This is a genomic window from Clostridium sp. MSTE9, assembly GCF_000277625.1.
Classification (GTDB): domain Bacteria; phylum Bacillota; class Clostridia; order Oscillospirales; family Acutalibacteraceae; genus Faecalispora; species Faecalispora jeddahensis.
Genome location: NZ_AKFU01000011.1, coordinates 20,282 through 41,500, shown reverse-complemented (window position 1 = coordinate 41,500; position 21,219 = coordinate 20,282). Strand labels below are relative to the sequence as shown.

The 21,219-nt window shown below is 53.8% G+C and carries 20 protein-coding genes; 7 read left to right on the top strand and 13 right to left on the bottom strand.

The window, feature by feature from the left end; translation table 11 throughout:
- Positions 1-7: 7 nt before the first annotated feature.
- The 4 genes from HMPREF1141_RS02180 to HMPREF1141_RS02165 form a co-directional block, all read right to left on the bottom strand.
- A complete protein-coding gene (locus tag HMPREF1141_RS02180; protein WP_009060559.1) occupies positions 8-1,396 on the bottom strand; it encodes a potassium transporter TrkG in 1,389 nt (462 codons plus the stop codon).
- A 28-nt stretch (positions 1,397-1,424) separates the two neighbouring features.
- Positions 1,425-1,961 (bottom strand): QueT transporter family protein, encoded by a 537-nt coding sequence (locus HMPREF1141_RS02175; protein ID WP_009060732.1) that lies wholly within the window; start codon positions 1,959-1,961, stop codon positions 1,425-1,427.
- Between the two features lie 333 nt (positions 1,962-2,294).
- Positions 2,295-2,960 carry an NAD-binding protein gene (locus HMPREF1141_RS02170; RefSeq protein WP_035316409.1) on the bottom strand — a complete coding sequence of 222 codons (666 nt, stop codon included), beginning with the start codon at positions 2,958-2,960 and terminating at the stop codon, positions 2,295-2,297.
- A 119-nt stretch (positions 2,961-3,079) separates the two neighbouring features.
- Complete coding sequence (locus HMPREF1141_RS02165; protein WP_009060661.1) at positions 3,080-3,703, bottom strand: TrkA family potassium uptake protein; 624 nt, start codon at positions 3,701-3,703, stop codon at positions 3,080-3,082.
- A gap of 283 nt (positions 3,704-3,986) precedes the next feature.
- On the opposite strand from HMPREF1141_RS02165, the gene HMPREF1141_RS02160 reads away from it, so the two are divergent.
- From HMPREF1141_RS02160 to HMPREF1141_RS02150, 3 genes are all read left to right on the top strand, one after another.
- Positions 3,987-6,290 (top strand): cell division FtsA domain-containing protein, encoded by a 2,304-nt coding sequence (locus HMPREF1141_RS02160; RefSeq protein ID WP_009060554.1) that lies wholly within the window; start codon positions 3,987-3,989, stop codon positions 6,288-6,290.
- A 479-nt stretch (positions 6,291-6,769) separates the two neighbouring features.
- On the top strand, positions 6,770-7,549 hold the full coding sequence (locus HMPREF1141_RS02155; RefSeq protein WP_009060679.1) for a TSUP family transporter: 780 nt from the start codon (positions 6,770-6,772) through the stop codon (positions 7,547-7,549).
- A gap of 481 nt (positions 7,550-8,030) precedes the next feature.
- Complete coding sequence (locus HMPREF1141_RS02150) at positions 8,031-8,936, top strand: PhzF family isomerase (protein WP_009060725.1); 906 nt, start codon at positions 8,031-8,033, stop codon at positions 8,934-8,936.
- Between the two features lie 311 nt (positions 8,937-9,247).
- Here the strand turns inward: HMPREF1141_RS02150 and HMPREF1141_RS02145 are convergent, their stop codons facing one another.
- From HMPREF1141_RS02145 to gpr, 4 genes are all read right to left on the bottom strand, one after another.
- The gene (locus HMPREF1141_RS02145) at positions 9,248-9,928 is read right to left on the bottom strand and encodes a hypothetical protein (RefSeq protein ID WP_009060508.1); all 681 of its coding nucleotides are present in this window, start codon (positions 9,926-9,928) and stop codon (positions 9,248-9,250) included.
- Positions 9,929-10,038: 110 nt separating this feature from the next.
- Positions 10,039-10,356: a hypothetical protein gene (locus HMPREF1141_RS02140; RefSeq protein WP_009060504.1), complete on the bottom strand. Its 318-nt coding sequence runs from the start codon at positions 10,354-10,356 to the stop codon at positions 10,039-10,041.
- 105 nt (positions 10,357-10,461) lie between these two features.
- A complete protein-coding gene (locus HMPREF1141_RS02135; protein ID WP_009060604.1) occupies positions 10,462-11,628 on the bottom strand; it encodes a stage II sporulation protein P in 1,167 nt (388 codons plus the stop codon).
- 64 nt (positions 11,629-11,692) lie between these two features.
- Positions 11,693-12,580, bottom strand: coding sequence for a GPR endopeptidase (gene gpr, locus HMPREF1141_RS02130; RefSeq protein ID WP_009060510.1), 888 nt, complete (start codon positions 12,578-12,580; stop codon positions 11,693-11,695).
- A gap of 136 nt (positions 12,581-12,716) precedes the next feature.
- On the opposite strand from gpr, the gene rpsT reads away from it, so the two are divergent.
- A complete protein-coding gene (gene rpsT / locus HMPREF1141_RS02125; RefSeq protein ID WP_009060650.1) occupies positions 12,717-12,983 on the top strand; it encodes a 30S ribosomal protein S20 in 267 nt (88 codons plus the stop codon).
- Between the two features lie 296 nt (positions 12,984-13,279).
- Positions 13,280-13,432 carry a hypothetical protein gene (locus HMPREF1141_RS17455; RefSeq protein ID WP_009060536.1) on the top strand — a complete coding sequence of 51 codons (153 nt, stop codon included), beginning with the start codon at positions 13,280-13,282 and terminating at the stop codon, positions 13,430-13,432.
- A 65-nt stretch (positions 13,433-13,497) separates the two neighbouring features.
- Here HMPREF1141_RS17455 and spoVAE read toward each other — a convergent pair whose 3' ends face one another.
- The gene (gene spoVAE, locus HMPREF1141_RS02120) at positions 13,498-13,854 is read right to left on the bottom strand and encodes a stage V sporulation protein AE (RefSeq protein ID WP_009060624.1); all 357 of its coding nucleotides are present in this window, start codon (positions 13,852-13,854) and stop codon (positions 13,498-13,500) included.
- Positions 13,855-14,061: 207 nt separating this feature from the next.
- Here spoVAE and HMPREF1141_RS02115 point away from each other — a divergent pair, with 207 nt between their 5' ends.
- Both HMPREF1141_RS02115 and HMPREF1141_RS02110 read left to right on the top strand, forming a co-directional pair.
- Positions 14,062-14,838 carry an HAD family hydrolase gene (locus HMPREF1141_RS02115; RefSeq protein WP_035316405.1) on the top strand — a complete coding sequence of 259 codons (777 nt, stop codon included), beginning with the start codon at positions 14,062-14,064 and terminating at the stop codon, positions 14,836-14,838.
- A 138-nt stretch (positions 14,839-14,976) separates the two neighbouring features.
- Positions 14,977-15,645: a trimeric intracellular cation channel family protein gene (locus HMPREF1141_RS02110; RefSeq protein WP_009060701.1), complete on the top strand. Its 669-nt coding sequence runs from the start codon at positions 14,977-14,979 to the stop codon at positions 15,643-15,645.
- A gap of 68 nt (positions 15,646-15,713) precedes the next feature.
- Here the strand turns inward: HMPREF1141_RS02110 and HMPREF1141_RS02105 are convergent, their stop codons facing one another.
- The 4 genes from HMPREF1141_RS02105 to ppdK all read right to left on the bottom strand — a co-directional run bounded on the left by HMPREF1141_RS02105 (position 15,714) and on the right by ppdK (position 20,998).
- Positions 15,714-16,169 (bottom strand): chemotaxis protein CheX, encoded by a 456-nt coding sequence (locus HMPREF1141_RS02105; RefSeq protein ID WP_009060502.1) that lies wholly within the window; start codon positions 16,167-16,169, stop codon positions 15,714-15,716.
- A complete protein-coding gene (locus HMPREF1141_RS02100; protein ID WP_009060642.1) occupies positions 16,162-16,587 on the bottom strand; it encodes a hemerythrin family protein in 426 nt (141 codons plus the stop codon). The genes HMPREF1141_RS02105 and HMPREF1141_RS02100 overlap by 8 nt, the downstream gene beginning before the upstream one ends.
- 148 nt (positions 16,588-16,735) lie before the next feature.
- Positions 16,736-17,998 (bottom strand): hypothetical protein, encoded by a 1,263-nt coding sequence (locus tag HMPREF1141_RS02095; RefSeq protein WP_155863450.1) that lies wholly within the window; start codon positions 17,996-17,998, stop codon positions 16,736-16,738.
- Positions 17,999-18,358: 360 nt separating this feature from the next.
- Positions 18,359-20,998: a pyruvate, phosphate dikinase gene (gene ppdK / locus HMPREF1141_RS02090; protein ID WP_009060750.1), complete on the bottom strand. Its 2,640-nt coding sequence runs from the start codon at positions 20,996-20,998 to the stop codon at positions 18,359-18,361.
- Between the last annotated feature and the right edge of the window lie 221 nt (positions 20,999-21,219).

The following is a 21,219-nucleotide window of genomic DNA, read 5'->3' as shown; positions in this document are numbered from 1 at the left end:
AGTTTCATCAGCCCACGATAATGCGGGCCTCCGGCATCACACAGCCCGGCTTGCCCATATGGCGGACAGAAACAGAAAGCCCGAACGACACCAGCCCCACACGGCCGATGAACATCGCTATGGAAAGTGCGATCAGAGAAGGATCGTCCAAAAGCGGAGTCAGGCTGGGACTGATACCGATGGTACTGCACGCTGCAACGGCCTCCTGCAAGGCGACCATCGCGCCGACATGCTTTTCGGAATTGCACAGAAGCACCACGCCGGCCGTGACCAGCACCGTCACCACGTTGCCGATAAAAATCGTCAGCGCACGGTATACCGCTGTGTGACTGATCATATGGTGGCGGATGACCGTTTCCTCGCGTCCGCGCAGCACACTGATCACCGTCGCGCCCAGCACAACCAAAGTGGTGGTACGGATACCGCCGCCGGTAGAGCAGGGCGCGGTTCCAATAAAGCTCAGCACCAGCGAGAACAGTGTGGTCACGTCCCGCTGCTGTGTCACATCTACCGCCGTAAAACCGGCAGTGCGCACGGTATTCGACTGAAACCACGCGGTAATGATTTTATCTCCCCAGTTCATGCCGCGCAGCGTATTGTCATATTCCAAAGACAAAAAGGCCAGCATGCCCAGGGCGAGCAGAACCAGCTCGCTGATCAGCACTACCGCGGAGTGAAAGCTCAGCGGCGAGGGCTTCTGCCCCTTGATGCGGCGGTATATTTTGTTGTAGTACACGTCGCTGATCACGACAAAACCGAGGCCGCCCACCAGCATCAGCGCATAGGTCGGAACCATCACAAGAGGATCGCCCGCGTATGGTATCAGGCTTCCATAAGGCTGCAGAAAGCCCATAATATCGAACCCGGCGTTGCAGTAAGCCGAAACGGCATGAAACACCGCCAGCCAAAGGCCGTAAGGCCCGAACTGCGGCACAAAGCGCAGCGCCATCAAAAGAGCGCCCGCGCCCTCCGCCACAAATGTGACGGTAAGAATCATGCGCAGCAACTGGGAAACATTCAGATTCTCCCCCTGCAGATTTTCACGCGCAGCAAGAGAAAGCTCACGCAGCCCCAGCTTCTGACGGAACAGAAGCGTAAAGCCCGTGGTAAAGGTGATGATCCCAAGCCCGCCAAGCTGAATCAGAAGCAAGATCACTACCTGGCCGAACGCACTCCAGTGCACCCAGGTATCAAACTTGCTCAGGCCCGTAACACACACCGCAGACACGGATGTGAACAGGGCATCCGGCAGACGCGTGCCCTGCCCGCTGCGGGAACAAATCGGCAGCGCTAAAACCAGCCCGCCGATTAAAATCAGAATCAAAAAGCTGATCACTACAAACCGAACCGGCGGGGTGGTTCTCATTTTTTTGCTCAGAACTGTGCCAAGGCCCATGGATTCCCTTACTCCCTCAAAATTTCAATCAGTATCCCGACTGGCCGAACATCTTCTGTGCCGTTCCGGATTTTTCAAGAATCGCCGCCAGTGGCAGCCCCAGTACCGCAAGCACAACCAGCTCGCCCGCGCCGACGGAAACCGCCGCCGCAAAAAATCCGGCCATTGTAAAGCCGGACGGCAAAAAGAAGGCCAGCTCTGCGCCGACAACCAGCGCGTTGCAGAGAATGGGTGACAAAGCGGACAAAACCGGAAGGCCGTGAAGGCGGAAGCGGCGCAGCTGATAAGAAACGGCCGCCGCCAGCAAAGTGGCGCCGGTGCCGCACACAATGTCCACCACGCCATACGGGCTGCCCAGATTCGAAAGCAGGCACCCGATCGCAAGACCGGGAATCGCCGCCGGCGTGAACACCGGCAGAATCGTGAGCGCTTCAGAAAGACGGAACTGAACCGGCCCGTAGGCAAGCCCCATGGCCGACGACAGGAACGTCAGCACCACATAAAGGGCGGCGATCATGGCGCCCTGCACTAAAAATGCGGTGCGCCGGGATACAGATGTTTTCATTTTTTTCATTCCTCCGTAGTTTTATTTTAAGTCAGGATCTTGCGACTGACTATGCCCTTTGGGCATGGAATATAGAATACTCCTTTTCTTCGAAAAATGCAATTCACTTTCCCTATTTTTATACTCGGATAACAGCGCTTTAAAATTGCTGAAAATGCAGGCCACCGAAAACTGCAAAGCGGCAAACGCCGCAAATGAAAAAGCATACGCATTCTATATAACTGAAATCCGCAGGTGAAGTCCCCCTGCAGGCACACAGCAGCGCAGCAACAAATTGGGAAGAAAGTTTTGCGATCGCGTGATGCTTCGCAGGCCTGAAGCGATATAGCTCTGTCAGTGAATCCGTTCGCCGAGGATATGGAGCAGTTTTTTCTGATTTTTATTTTCGCACACCGCGACCACCTGATCCCCCGCGTGGAGGACCGATCGGCCGTTGGGGATGATCATCTGCCCGCCGCGCATAACGGAAACGATCAGCGTGTTTTCCGGCAGCGAAACATCCATCAGGCGCACCCCGTGCAAAGAGGTATCGTCCGGCAGCACCATGCTGCAGATGCCCGCGCGGCCCTTGTTCAGGGTTGCCAGCAGATGCATTTCAGACAGGTCGACCTCCTGCTCGATCATATTGGTGATGATCTCTGTGCTGGACACGGCGATATCCGGCCCCATCGTCCGCAGAACCTCCAGATTGCGGGGATTGTTCGCGCGCACGATCACCTTTTTGGCCCCAAACTCCATTTTGGCGAGCTGGGCCGCCACCAGATTATCCTGGTCGCTGCCGGTCACCGCGATAAAGGCGTCCGCGTCCTTTGTGGAGGCATTTTCCAGAATGGAGAGCTCAGTGCCGTCACCGCAGGTTACCTCAACGCCCAGATCATTCGCAATCTTGACGCACTTGGCGTATTCCCTTTCAATCAGATGCACCTGATATTTGCGGTCGAGCATATTGCGGGCCACGTTATACCCGAGCTTGCCGCCCCCCATGATTACTATCTTCATTGTATTTCTCCCTTTATACCGATCTTCCATTTCATACCGTGCAGGAAACTGGTTCTCTCTCCCTCGTTCTTGGCATGGGAGCGAGAACTCTTTTTTCGTTTTGAATCATTGATTCAGTATTAATCGCTGACGTGCGCCTGCATCAGCTTTTCACCCGCCCGCAGCACAATATCGTTGCGGTAGTCGTATAGTTCGGATTCAAAATTGGAATGAATCACGCCGAACGGTACCCAGCCGTCTTCCATCGGAACGGCAGAAATGCTTTTTCCAATATATTGTTCGTCCACCTCTTTGACGCGAAAGGTGACCGAAGCCGTTTCAAACGTCATCTGCACCGGCTCCCAGGGCGAAGTGAGCACCGTGTTCATGGCGTCCGCCGCCAGGTTCGTCGGGCAGACGGTACGCAGCCCGAACCGGTGGAACACGCTTTCCCGCCGCGGATCTGAAATCCGGGCCACCACATTCCCTACCCCAAAAAAATTCTTGACGATCTGCGCGACCGTTATGTTCAGATTATCGTCCGGGGTGACGACCGCAACCGCATCGCAGTTTTCGACCCCCGCCGCCTGCAGCACACTCTGATCCATGGGCATGCCGGTCACCTTGACGCCGCTGAAGGTTTCGGACAAACGCAGCAGGTTTTCCTCCTGCCCGTCCACCACGGCTACGTCGTGGCCCTCCTTGTCAAGCTGTTCGGCCAGTGCGGAGCCAAGACGCCCGCAGCCCACCACCAAAATATTCAATGACTTTCCCTCCGGTTCTTTCGAATCAACAATCAACCAAAACAAATAACCGCCCCAAAGCAATACGCAAAACTGCGCCGCGCCCGGGGCTTTCCGCCTGATAACAGCACCATCATATCATCTTTGTCGTATTCTGTCCAGCATCTGTGGAGTTTTGTTTTTTTGCTGATTCGACGGGGCATTCCAGACCCGGAATAATTGCATTTTTCCCTTTCTTATTGTAATATATATGGTATGATTTGGTTTAAATTTGGCGAACACAGAAGAAGCGGAGGTCTTTTTCATGCAAGAAGAAAACCAGGCGGGTCTGCCGGCCACGGATTCCGGAGAGAAAATCCCGCCGGAAAACTATGTGTTTGCGCTGGATATCGGCACCCGCAGCGTCATCGGCATTGTGGGCCTGCCCCGGGGCGAGCGGCTTGAGGTTTGTGCCGTGGAAATCGCGGAGCACGAAAAGCGCGCGATGATCGACGGGCAGATCGAAGATATTGAGCAGGTGAGCCGTGTGGCAGGGCTGGTCAAAAGCCGGCTTGAGGCCCGGGTGGGCTACCCGTTAAAGCGGGTCTGTGTGGCGGCGGCCGGCCGCGCACTGCGCACCTGCGAGGTGCATTTTGAGCTGGATCTGCAAAGCCCGCAGGTGATCACTCCCGAAATCCTGTGCCGGCTTGAGGCCGGAGCAGTACAACAGGCGGAGCAGGAATTTTCGCCCCCTTTCGAAGAGGACAGCCGCTCCGTGTTTTATCTGGTGGGGTATTCCGTGTCGCGCTACCTGCTGGACAACTACCCCCTGGCAAGTCTGCTCGACCACCGCGGCCAGCAGCTTGCGGCGGACGTGATCGCGACATTCCTGCCGCGCGAGGTGGTGGACAGCCTGTACTCCGCCATGCAGAAGTGCGGCCTTGAGGTTGCAAGCCTGACACTGGAGCCGATCGCCGCCATGAACGCGGCGATTCCGCAGAGCCTTCGCCTTTTAAACCTCGCTTTGGTCGATATCGGCGCGGGAACCTCGGATATTGCCGTGTCAAAAGACGGCGGCGTGGTGGGCTACACGATGGCTACCATCGCGGGCGACGAGATCACCGAAGCGCTGATGCGGGAATACCTGGTGGATTTCCCCACTGCGGAGAAAATCAAGATGAAGCTGGGGCAGGAGGAAGACGTTTCGTTTCAGGATATTCTGGGTCTGGAACAGCAGGTTTCAATGGCGGAACTGAAAGAAAAGGTTGCCCCCGTACTGCGGCGTTTGGCGGAAGAAATCAGCCAACAGATTCTGAAAGCGAACGGCGAAGCGCCGAGCGCCGTGTTTCTGGTGGGCGGCGGCAGTAAGCTGCCGGGCCTGTGCGCCTGCGTGGCGGAGCTTTTGGAGCTTCCTCCTGCCCGCGTCGCGCTGGGCGGACGGAATTTTTCCACTTACCTTACCAAGGCCGATCCGTCGCTGACGACCCCCGAGTTTGCAACGCCGCTGGGGATCGCTGTTTCCTCCGCGCTGAATCTGATCAGTGACAGCTTTACGATCCTTCTCAACGGCGCAAGGGCCAAGCTGTTCCGCAGCAACAGCCTTTCGGTGCTGGACGTTCTGCTCATGAACGGCTGGCAGCACGACCAGATGATGGGGCGCTCCGGTAAAAGCCTGGTATTTGAGCTCGACGGAGAAAACAAAGTAATCTACGGCGAACACCCTACGCTGGCCAAAATACAGCTCAACGGAAAGGATGCGTCCCTCTCCGACACAGTGCGGGCGGGAGATTCCATTCTTTTTGAACCGGCGCAGAACGGCAGGGATGCCGCGCTCACGCTGGGCGAGGTGATCGACCTGCACTCTCCCGGAACGGTTTTTCTGGGCGGTGAAGAGATCGCTCTCGGTCTGCGCGCCATGGTCAACGGCCAGCCCGGCACGCCGGAGCAGGCCATCCACGCCCGCGACCGGGTGCGTACCCGGCCTGTCAGCACACTGGAGCAGTTGTTATCCTTTGCCGGTGTGCCGGAGGGAACGCCTTTCCTGGTGAACGGAGATGCGGTTCCCCCGCACACGCCGCTGCGGTCCGGCGACCGGATCGAACCCATAAAGTGGGAGAAATCCGAAACATCCTTACCGGAAGAAACGGAATCTCTGCCCGAGGAGCCGCAGTCCGTTTTTGCTCCTGCCGAGCCGGTGAAGCCGCAGACAACCGCAATGCAGCCGGATCTGGCGGATCTGCTCGCACAGGAGGCCATGCGCCTTGCGCAGAAAAAGGCGCCGGAACCACAGGTACCGAGTACTGTCGGGCTGTTGCCAGAACCGCCGCAGACCCATTCCGCCGAACACGCCGCGGAAGAAAACCCTGCCCCGCCGCAGGAGCAAGCGCCGCAGCCGACTACACCGCCCGTCCTTGTGATTCTAAATGGGCGTGCCGTTCGGCTGGACGGAAAAACAGACCGCTCCCCCTATTGCCTGATCGACACGCTGAATCTGGTGGATGTCGACCTTACTACGCCGCAGGGATCGATTGTTCTGCGCGTCAATGGGCACGAAGCCGGTTATCTGGAGCCGCTCAAAGACGGAGACGAGGTAGAAATCTATTGGGACGGTCAGATCAGGAATTCCTGAATACGCTGCTTTCCCGCCGCATGTTGCTGCGGCGGGAATTTTTGCGCCGATTCTTTCCGCACTTCAATTCACCAAGCTCAAAAGTGCCACATACCTATAAAAGAAGCGCTTATTTTTCGCGCTTCGATACATCTATCATTTTTCTCTATGATCTCTTATGATTTTTTATATTTCACCAAAAGCAATTTTCTATTGTAGTCCCCGGCGAATTCCGCTATAATAACCTCACGTCGCAAACCGAAGCAAAGCTTCGGGCGACTGAGAGAACATTGAATCATCAGCTTGGTGGTTTCTAAAACAAGCGGAACTGCTAAACGCTTGTTTCTGATTGGATGATATCATCATCTCACGCCGCGAACCGGAGCGAAACTTTCACATTGAATATTTCAGGCAGTTTTGGGGCCTGCATCGATATTTATGCTATAATCTGAATCATATGGCCAAGGGCCTATGCGGAACAGCCAAAAGGAGCGAATGACATGGATGACTTACTGCTGCAAATTATCGTTGTGTGTACCTGCACGTTTCTGGGGGGATTTATTGATTCCATCTCCGGCGGTGGCGGGCTGATTACACTTCCTGCATATCTTGCCATTGGCCTGCCCCCTCACCTTGCGATGGGAACAAACAAGCTGTCTTCCACAGCCGGTACACTCACGGCGACCATCCGCTACCTTCGGGGCGGAAAAATCCACCTGCGCACGGCAGGGGTTGCGGGCGTGATGGCGCTGTTCGGCGCGGTGCTTGGGGCGCGGCTGAACATGGTGCTGAACGAAGAATATCTGCGCTACCTGCTGCTTGGCGTCCTACCTGTTATCGCTTTCATTACATTGAAAAAGAAGAAAAAAAATCATGGTGAAACAGATGAACACACCCTGCTCAATCCCTCGCTGCTGACGGCGCTGTCCATGGGCATCGGCTTTGTGATCGGTACCTACGACGGATTTTTCGGCCCCGGCACCGGTACGTTTTTGATCTTTCTGTTCACCGGGCTGACCCGTTTTGATTCCACCACAGCCTCTGGAAATGCGAAGGTGGTCAACCTGATGTCCAACATCTCTTCACTGTTAACCTTTGCGCTGGCCGGTAAGGTTATATTTGTTCTGGGTCTGCCGGGCGCGCTGTTCGGCATTCTGGGTAATTACATCGGCTCCGGATTGGCTCTGCGCTATAACACCAAGGTGATTCGACCAATGCTGATCGTTTCTTTGGTTCTTCTGTTCTGCAAGGTGGCATACGACATCGTTCTGCCCTCATAATTCTCCAAAGTAAGATCAATTGTATCCAAATAGGATAACTTTCTATAAAATATACAGAACGTAACACAAATAATACTTTTTAAGAAATTTATAGACTTACCAATACAAAAAACAGATACTGCCGGATGGCGGAAAAACCCGTGTGCTCTGAGCCATTTCTGAAATATAGCCTGCGGGTTTCTTTGTTTTTCGCCCCGGCTCTGCAAAACCGGACAATCTATGTTACTGATCGGATAATTTCTAATGCAATATACATATTGTATTTTATTTTTATCAAAATCAGCAGCTTCCTATCCTTTTATCTCATATTTTTCCGCTGCGTGTGGTTTCTTCGAACGATTTCGACCGAAAACAGGCAGAGTCACACTCCCAAAACAGGTGTTTTTTACGCTTTCCGCGCCGGAGCCACTCCGGTACGGTTCGCTGAATTTCAGCATAAGCCTTCAAAAAAGAGACGGAATTTATTACAGGAGGGAAAAACATGTCAAAAAAATACCATTTGTATCAGGTTGATGCCTTCACCGAACAGCGGTTCCGTGGGAATCCCGCTGGTGTTGTGCTGGACGCGGATGGTCTGACGGAATTTCAAATGCAGGAGATCGCAAGGGAGCTGAACAATTCGGAAACGGCCTTTGTTTTTTCCTCCGACTCCCCGGAGTATGACGTAGAGGTGCGCTTCTTCACACCGGTACGCGAGGTACCCATGTGCGGCCACGCCACGGTTGCAGCCCACTATGTGCGCGCACTGGAACAGAACCTGCCGTCCGGGCGGATCATGCAGAAAATCGGCGCGGGAATCCTGCCCGTTGATATTGTGCGCGAGAATGATTCCATCCGTATTGCGATGACACAGGGGCTTTTCCGCCTGGGGCTTCCGTTTGAAGAGGCGCAAAAGCAGGAGCTTTGTGCTGCGCTTCGCCTTTCCCCCGACCAGCTGCGCGAGGGCTGGCCGATTCAGGAGGTTTCTACCGGGTTCGGCAAAATCATGGTTCCGATTCTGGACGAGGAGGTTCTCGACAATCTGGAGCCGGATTGGGACGCGCTCTGCCGCCTGAGCGAAAAAATCGGCTGCAACGGCTATTATGTATTCGCACCGGCGCCGCAAAACGCCGACTACCTGTACTGCGGCAGAATGTTTGCACCCATCAGCGGCGTGCGCGAGGACCCCGTTACCGGCAACGCAAACGGGCCGCTGGGCGGGTATCTGGCCCACTACGGATTCCAGCAGCCGACAGACGGGCAGCTGCGTTTTTCCGTACTGCAGGGCAAGGCCATCGGCCGGGCCGGAATCATTACGGTAGAAGTCGACCTGCAAAACAAGGAGCCGGTGGAAATCCGGATTTCGGGAAGTGCCGTGATCGTGTTCCGCGCAGAACTGGAATTGTAAGTAAGGGGAATCCGCCTGTGGCGGATTCCCCTTTTTCTTTGCTCTGACAAATAGAAAAATCAAAAACAGGCAAAAGGCAGGAAAATAGGCTATTTCTAATTGGTAAGTATTTCCACTTTACAGATAGAGGAAGCCCCAGTTTTGCTTTCCCTGTTGGTTTTTACCGTTTGACTCAGTAAAACTGCCGGAACCCCTTCCCGCGGCAAGGGATTTGCTTTACAGAAAATCGCCCCCTCTATTCAGACGAAAGGTGTTTTTTTCTGAAAAACAGAACAAAAAGGCGCCTCCGGAACCAGCCGGAGGCGTTTTCATTAATAGTATTTATTACGATAGTATTTATCGTTGAGCAGACGCTTTTTCTTCGTTGGGAACGGATGGCGGCGATAGCGCTTGCGGCCCGGCCCACCCGGAGGCGGTCTGCGAAGAGTGCTGAGCAATACGATCACGACGATGAGAATCCCAAGGCCGATCAGTGCCCAGGAGAGAACCCCCCACCAGTTCATGGTTTTCGGCGTTTGAACCTCCACGCCTGAGGCGATCAGATTATCCACCTCGCTGACTGAACCGGCCGGCGGCAGAGAAATGCCGGAAGAAGAAACCTCAGAAACGCCCCAGAACTCCCCGATCTCACTGCTGGAAATCTCAGAGGAAGAAGCCTGCGACGACACGACCTTTTTCTTCGTCGATTTGGAGGAGGTACTGCGGGACGACGTCGTCTTGGAGGACGCCAGAGAGGAAGACGAGCTTGCCGGTTTGCTGCTTACAGCGGAAGAAGATTCCTGAGCTGGCGGCGCGCTGCTGGCCGGTGCCGAAGAGCTTTGCTGCCCCGGCGTGCTGCCCGGTACGGAGCCCGTGTCACCCGGATTTGTCTGAGACTGGCCTTGTCCACTTGTGGCCGGCTCCGTTGAGGTCGCCAGAACTGGTGTACAAATGAGGGAAAAGCCCAGTATCAGCGTCAGCATAGACACCATTACCTGTTTTCTTCTGAACATGCGCGATTCCTCCATCGATTATTCCTACACTGGTCCTGTATTCCAAAGCCTGCTGTCTTTTTTACACGAATCAGTATAGCAAAAATCGTCGTAAAAAGCAATCTTTGAACTTATTTGTAAGCTTTTTGTAACGGAATCTGTTCCAAGAGCTTCTGCCCCTCTTCCACAGCCGTTATCACCACGTTTTCCGCGTTCTGAACCCACTGGTCCAGCGCGGTAATATCCCATTCTCCGCCCGCTCCCAGAACATGGATGCTCAGGCTGGTTTTCTCTTCGCTCACCAGTACCTGAATCAGCGGCTGACTCTGCCCAAAACCGACCCGCGCGGTCTGGTAATCTACGGTAATAATTCCGCACACCAACATGATCAGGCAGAGTGTTGTAAAAAATGACGCCCAAAAGCAGCGCCTTTCTTTCACATCCTTCACGATTGCTTCTCCTTTTACTTCGAAATACCACTTGAAAAGACGTCATTTCTTCCCCTGCCGAAGAAGAGGAAGAAATGACCGGTTATACAATATAAGACAGAGGATTTACTTCAGCCCCAAAAGCGTTTTGGCAAGGGCCGCGCCGAACAGCTCGCCGGAATAAACCGCTTCGTCCACCGTGTTGACCTCGGTACCGACTTCGACCAGCAAAGACCCCTTTGTCATATTCAGATTGTATTGACGCGGACAGAAATTGAGGGGCCGAGCCAACCCGGGATACAAATCCGACAGCTGCTTCTGAATCCGCACGCCCAAGCGCAGATTGTATTCCCAGTCCGGGAACCCGAGAGTACCGTCGTCGTCACAGCCTGATAAAATCATGACCTGCGCCGCTTTTTTTCCGTTGATCACTGCCGTGGGCTTATACCGCGTTCCGTTCGAGGCCGTCATGGCGTCGCGATGAATATCCAGAGTGACCTGAATGCTGGGATACTGCTTCAAATTTTTGGCCATGGTCTGCTTCGAACGGTTATAGGAGCCATTGTATGCCGGGGAATCGTGGATGGTCGTATCGTGCACCACACCGATTCCCACCGCTTTCAGCTGTGCCGCGATCGCGTTGCCCACCATTACCACACTGCGGGTGGTGTCTGTGCTTCTGCTTTCTGCCCCGGGCGGAACCGAAGTGGCTTCCTGCAGCAAATAAGCCTCCGTCGTATGCGTGTGATAAATCAGCACCTGCGGCTTGCTGTCTGTTTGTATTTTGACCGCAGGTTGTTTTCCTAATTCAGCTTTAATGTCAATTTTGTGATTTTGGTTGGTGTTCTTTACAAAAATATTCTCATACTGCACGCCGGAGTTCTGAATCGCCAGCTCTTGAATCGGTGCGCCGGAGCCGCTGACCGCGGGCGCCTGGCTTTGTGCCGACGAGGTCTGCGAGCTGCTTTCCTGCGCTGAAGAAGAGGGAGAGGAGCTCTGAACCTCTGCCGGGTCGCGCACCGCTTCGGAGGATTCCTCCGGCTGGTTGTGCTCCGTTTCAGGATTTTGATCGATGTCCTCTTCCGTAAGGCCTGTACGCAAAAGCGCCGTCGCTCCGTCGGGCATAATGAATCCGGCGGCAGCCAGCGCTGCCGCTTCTCTTTGGGCCAGCACCTGCGGCCCAAGACGTGAGATAAAACAGGCGACGGAAATCACGGCAACCACCAGAGCCGCCGCATTGCGCAGCGGCGAGCTTCCGCCTCTTTTTTTCTTTTTGAAATTGATAATCTTCATATGCTTCTCCCCAAACAGACTCTATCTATTGGTATGCGTCAACGCTTGGGGATATACCTTTCGCTTACGGTGCGGTCAGCATTGTCAGATCCTCTACAGAAAGGCTCGGATTCAGCGCGCGGTTGATTCCCATGGCCAGCATTTGGGCGGCTCTGGATACCAGCAGATCGATCTCTCTGGGCGTGACCACCATACGCGCGCCGCGCGGCGTCAGCTTTTCTTCGCTCCGCTCTGTGCGGATGCGGTCGCCCCCAAACAAATCGAGCGCCAGTGTTTCCACATCCACCACGGTGGGAACGCCGATGCCGATCACCGGTACGCTCATCGTGTGCTGGTCGATGCGCGGGCGCAGGTTTCCCACTCCCTCACCGGGGGAAATACCGGTATCGCTCAGCTGCACGGTACAGCCAAGCCTGGCCAGACTGCGTGCGGCAAGTGCATCGATCACCACAACTGCGCTCGGATGCAGCTGCTTGCAGATTCCCTGCAAAAACTCCACCGTTTCAAGGCCGGTATCGCCCAGCACGCCGGGAGTGATCACCGCTGCGCCGCGCAGGCCGGTCAGCCCCGTTACCCGCGCAAGCTCGCCTTTAATATGCCGTGTGGCAAGCACCCGCGCCGTCGTCTGCGGGCCGAGCGCATCCGGCGTAATCTGCCGGTTGCCGAGCCCCGCCACCAGCACAAGGCCCTCCTCCGGCAGCAGAGCCGAAATTTCCTTGCGCAAAAGCTCCTGACACTCATCCTCCAGATCTACCGTGTCTGAAATCGGGGGCATTTCAAGAGTAACATAATTTCCCATTTCCTTGTTCAGTTGCTTTGCTCCCTCCGGCCCCTCTACGCGGATGCGCGTAATTTTACAACTGCCGTGCTGCTCCTCGGTCTGTGAAATATCCGGGAACGGATGCGTAATCGTTTCGGTGGCTTCAATCGCCAAATCCGTGCGAAAAATCATTGCATTTTCTCCTCTCTTGTGATATACTCATTAAGTTATTAAGGCTTTGCGAAAAGTAAGAAAAAATTCTTGCATTTTTTCTTTTTTTATGCTAAGATTTCTGTTACATGACAGATGCGACAAAGGAGGTGTGACTATGCCGAATATTAAATCAGCCAAGAAGCGCGTTAAGGTAATCGCGACTAAGACTCTTCAGAACAAAGCGATCAATTCTGCTTTGAAAACAGAGATTAAGAAGGCCAGCCTTGCTCTTGAGGCTCAGGCTGAGGACAAGGCGGAGGCTGTTCGTATTGCGATAAAGAAGATTGACCAAGCTGCTGCTAAAGGAATCCTTCACAAAAAAACCGCCGCCAGAAGGAAGTCTGCCCTTGCCCGCAAACTGAACACAACCAGTGCGTCCTGATGCAGGTTGTTTTCTAAATCTTTGTATTGAAAAGCAGAGCTTTGTGCTCTGCTTTTTTTACTTTCAGAATACCGCTTTTCACATTCGTCCACTTCCCTTGTGATTCGAATCCATCACAAACCGTGAAGGATGACTGGATTTTTTCCTGCTTCGGCGGGAAGAGAGTGGTATTTTTTACTTTTTCATTACGGATTGCGTGTGAATTGACTTTTGCGTGATTTTTGGGTATCATAAAGACAAACGGATGAATTGAATGAACACAGGGAAGCTTAATTTGTTTTTGGAGGCGTTTTGTAATGAGGAAAAACAATACGTTGGCACTGATCCTTGGAATTGTTTCCGCTGCCGTTGCGGTAGCTGCTATCGTCACGACCACGCTTCTGTTCCTTGAAAAGAAGAAAAAGGACGAAGAAGAGCTGGAGCATTATTTGGATTACTCCATCCAGTAAGTGAAAGCAAAAAATCGGGCAGGGTAACAGGAGCTTTTGTTCCCGTTCCTGCCCGTTTTGTTTTGTTACGACTTATCGCCCGGCTTTGCAATGAGCGCCGCAAGGTAACCGAAGAATACCGCGGCCGCGATTCCCGCAGCGCTGGAGGTAACGCCGCCCATCAGCGCGCCAAGCAGGCCATGCTCGCGCACCGCTTCTTCCGTCCCCTTGGCCATCGCGTAGCCAAACCCGGACAGCGGCACTGTGGCCCCGGCACCGGCGAACTGCACCAGCGGCTCGTACAAGCCAACCGCCGTTAAAATGACGCCGAGCGTGACAAACATCACCAAAATCCGGGCGGGGGTCAGCTTTGTTCTGTCGATCAATATCTGACCGACCACGCAGATCAGACCGCCTACCACAAAAGCCTTGATATATTCCATGGATTCAGATCCTTTCCGATTTTTCAAGGTCTATTGTTTCCGCCGTGCCCTGCAATTATGTATCGCGAAGCAGCCGAACAAGCCCCCTGCCAAAAGCAGCGTTTTCTTCCCGCCTTTTCTGCGGAGAACAATCGATGCTGTTTTTCTGGTAGTATCATGATAACAGCGCGATAAAATTCACCGTAAGGAGTGATTCCACTGAAAAAAATGATCTTTTTTGACATAGACGGAACCCTGCTTGCCTCCGGCAAAGAGGGATATTTTGTGCCGGACGGAACACTGCAGGCCATTGAGCTTGCAAAGCAAAACGGGCACGGGGTGGCCATCTGCTCCGGCCGGCAGGAACCGTTCATCCGAAAGATGTTCGGGGACTTTTTTACAAGTTACATTGCGATGAACGGCACCCATGTGGTATACGAGGGAGAAACGATTCTGCAAAAATTCTTCCCACCCGAGCGCGTGCTCGAAATCATGGAGCATTTTGATTCATTCGGCGTTTCCTATAATTTTGTCGGCATGCGCCACGGCTGGGGCCGGAATTTAACCCTTGAAATGACCGCGCTTTTGAACCGGGTTTACAATCTGGGGGATTACATCGTCACCGACTGGGAACCGGAGCAGGTACAGGCTGGCGCTGTGGACTGCATCTTTACCGATCAGGGTCACTATGAGAGGTGCCGCCCGGCGTTTACTGGTTCGATGGTGCTGAATCTGCACCCGGGCGGCCACTCGGGCGATCTGTCCTTCCCGAATCAGGACAAGGCCGAGGCCATCCGCTTTTTCTGCCAGCATACCGGAATCGACCTGAAAGATACAATAGCCTTTGGCGACGGTACGAACGACGTGACCATGCTGAAAACCGTAGGGATCGGCGTGGCCATGGAAAACGGTGTGCCCGAAGCCAAAGCCGTTGCCGATTATATCACGGATTCCATGCTCTGCGGCGGAATTGAAAAAGGCCTGCGGCATCTGGGCCTAATCTGACCAAAGTACGCGTCCCGCGAATCAAACGATTTTGCGGCTGCGCGGCTTTCCTGACGTCTGGGGAAGGAACACCGCTTTCAATTAACGCATAACATAGCGATCAGACGGATGCGCCGCCTGCGCTGAGGGGGAAACGATATGCCAACCGCTCTTTTGCTTGTGTTTGAAGTCATCGGCACAGTGGCTTTCGCGATTTCGGGCGCCATTATTGCCATGCAGCACAAGCTGGATTATTTCGGGATTTTTTTGCTGGCCGTCACCACTTCGATCGGCGGCGGCGTTTTGCGCGATATCATTCTGGGGGTGTCTCCCCCCGTCGGACTGGTGAATCCCATTTACTTAATCGTTGCATCGATCACTACATTCCTTCTGCTGGCGCTCGGCCGCTTCCGCCGGTTTGTGAGCGGCGGAAGCCCCATCTACACCTGGAGCTACTATATCTCCGATGCCCTGGGCCTGGCGGTATTCACCGTAATCGGTGTGGACGCCGCGATTTCTGCCGGGTATGAAAAAGAAGCCTTCCTGTGCATCTTTGTCGCTATGCTCACCGGTGTGGGCGGCGGCATGATCCGCGACATTCTGGTACAGCGGATTCCCGTGATCCTGCGACGCGAAATCTACGCTCTGGCCTCTGTGGCGGGCGGACTGCTGTATTACTTAGCCCGGACGCAGGTCCCGCAGTCTGTTGCCGTGCTGCTCAGTGTACTCCTTACGGTGAGTATCCGGATGTTGAGCCTGTACTTCAACATACACATTCCTTCTATTGCGTCACAGGAAGACCAAGAGGAGCCGAACACATCCGAATAACATAAAAACAGCACCCTGAGCCGGTTCGTATCCTCGGCTCAGGGTGCTTTGTTCTGTATAATATGTTGTTATTTGCTCTGCAGGCGAACCTCAAGGCCGACGCTGCCGATCTCGGTATTGATCTTGGTATTGGAATCCACCGGATAAGCGCATACGCCTTCTTCGCTTTCAATGACCTTCGGCGGAAGAATATCGCAGGTGACATTCTTTTCTGACAAGGCGATCATCGCCTTGCCGCTGATGATATTGGAAATCTCACCGATCGCAGAGGTGACAAAGTCGTCTACCTCGTTCACTTCCATCCCACCGGTCATGATGCGCACCATTTCAAGCATCGTTTCTTTCGGGAACGTGTACAGAATATCCCCCGTTAAATCGCCGGTCACGCCGATGGAAATAGTCAGGTTGCCGCAGGCATCCTCCCCGGGCGCAATGGCGCTTTCCGAAATCTTCTGCAGATCGAGCATCAGCTCGAACACCTCGCGGGTTGCTTCAAAAAAAGAAAGGTGCAGTGTGTTATTCATGAGCTTCCTGCTCCTTCCTTTTGGCAAAATTCGCGATCTTCTGATCCTCAGAGGCCACATGGTTGATCAGCCAGGCCAGCAGGCGCCCCGCAAACTGCTGCATCAGCTGCTCCTGATAGCCGTTTTCCTCATATTGGCGCGAAACGTCCAGCACATAGGCCACCATCTCCTGATGCAGCTTTCTGTGCGACGGCAGCTCGGGATACCCCAGCTCGCGCTGCAGGTTTTCCTCATCGCGAAAATGCGTAACCACATAATCCTTCATAAAATCCAAGGTCTGATTGACCTGTCCGGTCTTTTGCTCCCATGGAACCGGCTTTCTGACGATCTCAACAAAATCGGTCACACGCCGAAACAGCTCCTGATGCTGCTCGTCGATCAGCGGAACCCCAAGCATATATTTTTCTTTCCAGAGCATGGTAACTCCCCTTTCGCTCAACACATTCGCGGTAATTCGACTTTTTCCGCAGAATTTACTAGATTATACCATATTGTGTATCCAAAAGAAAACCCCGCCCGGGACGCCGAAACAATAAAATGTTCCGACATTCCGGGCGGGGAAGAGTTTATGCAAGAATTTTTTTCGACGCCATCTGTGCGGCCAGACTTGGAACGATCTTTTGCGGGGTCTTTTCCTCCGCTTTTTTCTGCGCGGGCGCTTTCACTGTGGGGTCCGACAGAATCAGGGGCTTCTGCAAATCGCACGCATCGTTCCACTGCTGAACAGAAACAGAAGTTGCGGCCATGTACCATTTTTTCTGCGGCAGACGGTACGAAATCATCATGCGCAGCGTGTCGCCGTCCGCGTATACGGTGCTGCGGTATAGCCAGGTTTTATGCAGGATCACCGGGTTGTCGCTCGGGTAGAACGGCACACCCTTTGTAAAGTGGATTCCATCGGTGGATTTGGACAAGAACAGCGCGAAAGAATAATCCCTCTGCCGAATGCCTGTCTGGAGCAGATAATAAACGCTCTGATAGTGGATCATATCCTGATGCCACGGCAGGTATCCTTCCGGCAGCTCGATGGAGCATTGCTGCGGATCACTCCACGTCGCTCCGTCAACGCTTTCCGCATGCATCAGCCGTTTTTGAGCTGTGGTATACCAGAACTCATACTTTTTATCCTCATAGTTGACGGCAAGGCTGATCAGGCCCTTGTTGGATTTCTGCATCAACTGCGGCACGGACCAGTTCAGACCGTCTTTGCTGACGGTGCGGTAATAATAATCCGTGCTGGAGTCCGCACGATTCGTCTTTGGATTTCCTTTATTATAGCGGTACCACATCTCCATTTTATTGCCGCACATCACCAGGTGGGAATCGGAATAGTGCGCGCCGATCTTCACATCGGAGGGAATTCCTGTAATCGGGTTTTTCAGCCCGGCGGGCGTTACCCAAGTTTTCCCGTCGTTCGAAGTGACAATGCAGGGGTTTTCATAATCATCATTTCCAAACGGGTACGGTGTAACAGACATCCAGTATTCATACCCGTTCCAGCGCTTGGGGAAATACAGAATTTTGGGATGCGTGGCCTGATTATATCCGTCATACGTGGGAACAGCGGCGAGATCGTACATTTTTTGAAGGGTCAAAAAAGACGTGCTGAAGCTTCCGCGATCCACCAGGGGCTTTTTTGCGGGCTTTGCGGCAAAGCGCTTCCCTATGCTTTGACCGGCCGGCTTTACCACGGTCTGCGGGACTTCCTGCGCATTGGATACCTCGGTCACTCCCACTGATTTTTGATTCGGAGAACAGCCTGCCGTCATTGACACAAAAGTGCAAAATGCGACAAGTGTTACAGCCAAACAACGACGGATATTCGTCATATCTGAACACCTTCTTCCCGGTATTAACAAAGCTGCTTGTATAATATGACGATATATTACGGGAACAAAAATGAAAAGTCAATGAGAATAACGGAACTGTAATCATTCTGGCAAATCGCGGGTAAGCGACTGGAAAAGGATGGCGTTTCCCCATTTTATTCCAAAAAGCACATTTGGCGCCTTCCCGTATCCTGCCCTTTTTGCCGCGGATTTTTGGTTCTGCGCAAAGGAAAAAACAGGGCGCGTACCCTAAAAGCCGAAGCTTCTGAGGCACATGCCCTGTTCGTTGATATTACGGATGCAGAGTAATGCAAGAGTTACTGGCGCCGCAAAGGCGCTGCTGACCGCATTTTTTTATTTTTATTTCGCAGCGGCTCTCTTTTCCTTGATCGCAGCCTGAGCAGCAGCCAGGCGAGCGATCGGAACACGGAAGGGGGAGCAGGAAACATAGTCGAGACCGGTGCGGTGGCAGAATTCCACAGACGTGGGATCGCCGCCGTGCTCGCCACAAATGCCGACATGCAGGTGCGGGTTTGCCGCGCGGCCCTTCTCGGTCGCCATTTCCACGAGCTTGCCAACGCCCTTCTGGTCGATATGAGCAAAGGGATCGGACTCGTAAATCTTATTCTCGTAGTAGTAATCGAGGAACTTACCGGCGTCGTCACGGCTGAAGCCGAAGGTCATCTGGGTCAGGTCGTTGGTACCGAAGCTGAAGAAGTCCGCTTCCTTCGCGATCTCGTCCGCTGTCAGAGCGGCACGGGGAATCTCGATCATGGTGCCGACCTCATACTTCATCGAAATGCCGGACTCCGCGATGAGCTTATCCGCGGTGGAGGTAACGACGTCCTTTACGAACTTGAGCTCTTTGACCTCGCCGACGAGCGGGATCATGATCTCGGGAACGATGTTGATGTTCTTCTTGCGGGAAATATTGATCGCCGCGGTAATCACAGCGGTGGTCTGCATCTCTGCGATTTCCGGATAGGAAACCGTCAGGCGGCATCCGCGGTGGCCCATCATCGGGTTGAACTCGTGCAGGCTCGCGATGACCTCTTTGAGCTCTTCAACAGTCAGGCCAAGCTCCTCGGAAATCTCTTTGATATCCTCTTCCTTGGTGGGCAGGAACTCATGCAGAGGCGGGTCGATGAAGCGGATGACGACCGGCAGCTCTTCCATCACGTCGAAAATGCCCTCAAAGTCGCTCTGCTGGTAGGGCAGGAGCTTTGCCAGCGCCTTGCGGCGGGCATCCGTGGTTTTGGCAACGATCATCTCGCGCATCGCTTTGATGCGGTCGCCCTCAAAGAACATGTGCTCGGTACGGCACAGGCCGATGCCCTGCGCGCCGAACGCCTTGCCCTGAGCTGCGTCGTGGGGGGTATCCGCATTGGTGTAAACCTGCAGACGGCGTACCTGATCCGCCCAGTGCATATATTTGTCAAAGTCGCCGGAGATGGAGGCTTCTACGGTGGGCATCGCCTGGCCGTAGATGCTGCCGGTGCTGCCGTCGATGGAGATATAGTCGCCCTCGCGGATGGTCTGGCCGCCCAGGGTGAAGTATTTCTCTGCCTCGTGCATGGCGATCTCACCGCAGCCGGATACGCAGCAGGTTCCCATGCCGCGCGCAACAACCGCCGCGTGAGAGGTCATGCCGCCGCGAACGGTCAGAATGCCCTGTGCAACTGCCATACCCTCAATATCCTCAGGGGAGGTTTCCAGACGAACGAGAACAACCTTCTCGCCCTTGTCGCTCCACGCCTTGGCGTCTTCGGCGCTGAACACCACACGGCCGCAGGCCGCTCCGGGGGATGCTGCCAGGCCCTTGCCGATCGCCTGAGCCTTCTTCAGCTCGGCGGGATCAAACTGGGGATGCAGCAGCGAATCGAGCTGCTTGGGCTCTACGCGCAGAACCGCTTCTTCGGTGCTGATCTTGCCCTCTTCCACCAGGTCTACGGCGATTTTCAGAGCGGCGGCCGCGGTGCGCTTGCCGTTTCTGGTCTGCAGCATATACAGCTTGCCGTTTTCAATGGTGAACTCCATGTCCTGCATGTCGGTGTAGTGGTCTTCCAGACGCTGAGCAGTCTCTGCAAACTGGGTGTAAACCTCGGGCAGAGTGTCCTTCAGGTGGTCGATCGGCTCGGGAGTACGGATACCGGCCACAACGTCTTCGCCCTGTGCGTTGATCAGGTACTCACCGAACAGCTTCTTTTCGCCGGTAGCAGGGTTGCGGGTGAACGCAACGCCGGTGCCGGAGGTATTGCCCATGTTGCCGAACACCATGGACTGCACGTTGACCGCGGTGCCCCAGTCATACGGAATTTCGTTGATGCGGCGGTATACGTTCGCACGGGGGTTGTCCCAGGAACGGAACACGGCCTTTACGGCTTCCATCAGCTGTACGCGGGGCTCGGTGGGGAAATCGGTTCCCTTTCTCTCGCGGTACAAAGCCTTAAAGCGAACGACCAGGTCCTTCATGTCCTCGGTGTCGAGCTCGGTGTCCTGCTTGACACCCTTCTCTTCCTTCTTCGCATCGATCACGCGCTCAAAGTCGCTCTTTGGGATCTCCATCACAACGTCGGAGAACATCTGGATGAATCGGCGGTAGGAGTCGTAAGCAAAGCGGGGATTGCTGGTCAGTGCGGCCAAACCCTCCACCACGGTATCATTGAGACCTAGGTTAAGAATGGTATCCATCATGCCGGGCATGGAAGCACGGGCGCCGGAACGCACGGAAACCAGCAACGGGTTTTTGACATCGCCGAATTTTTTGCCGCAGATCTCTTCCATCTTGGCCAAATATTCAGAAATCTGCCCCTGAATTTCCTCATTGATCTGTCTTCCGTCATTATAATACTGGGTGCAGGCTTCCGTTGTAATCGTAAAACCCTGCGGTACGGGCATTCCCAGTACTGTCATTTCTGCCAGGTTGGCTCCTTTGCCGCCCAGCAGGTTTTTCATGCTGCCGTTTCCTTCCGAAAACAGGTACACATACTTATGACTCATTCTTCTACCTCCTATAATTTTAAGGAATCTATTGAACCAATTATCCTTTGTTAGGATAAACGATTGGACATCTATTGTGGATTATATCAAAATCATCATTAAAAATCCATCCTATTTTACATATAATATAATAATTTTTTATGAAGATTCTTCCTGGTTTGATCGCTGGAAAAGCCCGAAATCATGGGATTAGTAATTCTTTCACAAATATTTCGTCACAG

Bases quoted from the DNA above. Each gene is read 5' to 3' on its own strand.
- HMPREF1141_RS02180 (WP_009060559.1), bottom strand. From the start codon at position 1,396: ATGGGCCTTGGCACAGTTCTGAGCAAAAAAATGAGAACCACCCCGCCG.
- HMPREF1141_RS02175 (WP_009060732.1), bottom strand. From the start codon at position 1,961: ATGAAAACATCTGTATCCCGGCGCACCGCATTTTTAGTGCAGGGCGCC.
- HMPREF1141_RS02170 (WP_035316409.1), bottom strand. From the start codon at position 2,960: ATGAAGATAGTAATCATGGGGGGCGGCAAGCTCGGGTATAACGTGGCC.
- HMPREF1141_RS02160 (WP_009060554.1), top strand. From the start codon at position 3,987: ATGCAAGAAGAAAACCAGGCGGGTCTGCCGGCCACGGATTCCGGAGAG.
- HMPREF1141_RS02155 (WP_009060679.1), top strand. From the start codon at position 6,770: ATGGATGACTTACTGCTGCAAATTATCGTTGTGTGTACCTGCACGTTT.
- HMPREF1141_RS02150 (WP_009060725.1), top strand. From the start codon at position 8,031: ATGTCAAAAAAATACCATTTGTATCAGGTTGATGCCTTCACCGAACAG.
- HMPREF1141_RS02145 (WP_009060508.1), bottom strand. From the start codon at position 9,928: ATGTTCAGAAGAAAACAGGTAATGGTGTCTATGCTGACGCTGATACTG.
- HMPREF1141_RS02135 (WP_009060604.1), bottom strand. From the start codon at position 11,628: ATGAAGATTATCAATTTCAAAAAGAAAAAAAGAGGCGGAAGCTCGCCG.
- gpr (WP_009060510.1), bottom strand. From the start codon at position 12,580: ATGATTTTTCGCACGGATTTGGCGATTGAAGCCACCGAAACGATTACG.
- rpsT (WP_009060650.1), top strand. From the start codon at position 12,717: ATGCCGAATATTAAATCAGCCAAGAAGCGCGTTAAGGTAATCGCGACT.
- HMPREF1141_RS17455 (WP_009060536.1), top strand. From the start codon at position 13,280: ATGAGGAAAAACAATACGTTGGCACTGATCCTTGGAATTGTTTCCGCT.
- spoVAE (WP_009060624.1), bottom strand. From the start codon at position 13,854: ATGGAATATATCAAGGCTTTTGTGGTAGGCGGTCTGATCTGCGTGGTC.
- HMPREF1141_RS02115 (WP_035316405.1), top strand. From the start codon at position 14,062: ATGATCTTTTTTGACATAGACGGAACCCTGCTTGCCTCCGGCAAAGAG.
- HMPREF1141_RS02110 (WP_009060701.1), top strand. From the start codon at position 14,977: ATGCCAACCGCTCTTTTGCTTGTGTTTGAAGTCATCGGCACAGTGGCT.
- HMPREF1141_RS02105 (WP_009060502.1), bottom strand. From the start codon at position 16,169: ATGAATAACACACTGCACCTTTCTTTTTTTGAAGCAACCCGCGAGGTG.
- HMPREF1141_RS02100 (WP_009060642.1), bottom strand. From the start codon at position 16,587: ATGCTCTGGAAAGAAAAATATATGCTTGGGGTTCCGCTGATCGACGAG.
- HMPREF1141_RS02095 (WP_155863450.1), bottom strand. From the start codon at position 17,998: ATGACGAATATCCGTCGTTGTTTGGCTGTAACACTTGTCGCATTTTGC.
- ppdK (WP_009060750.1), bottom strand. From the start codon at position 20,998: ATGAGTCATAAGTATGTGTACCTGTTTTCGGAAGGAAACGGCAGCATG.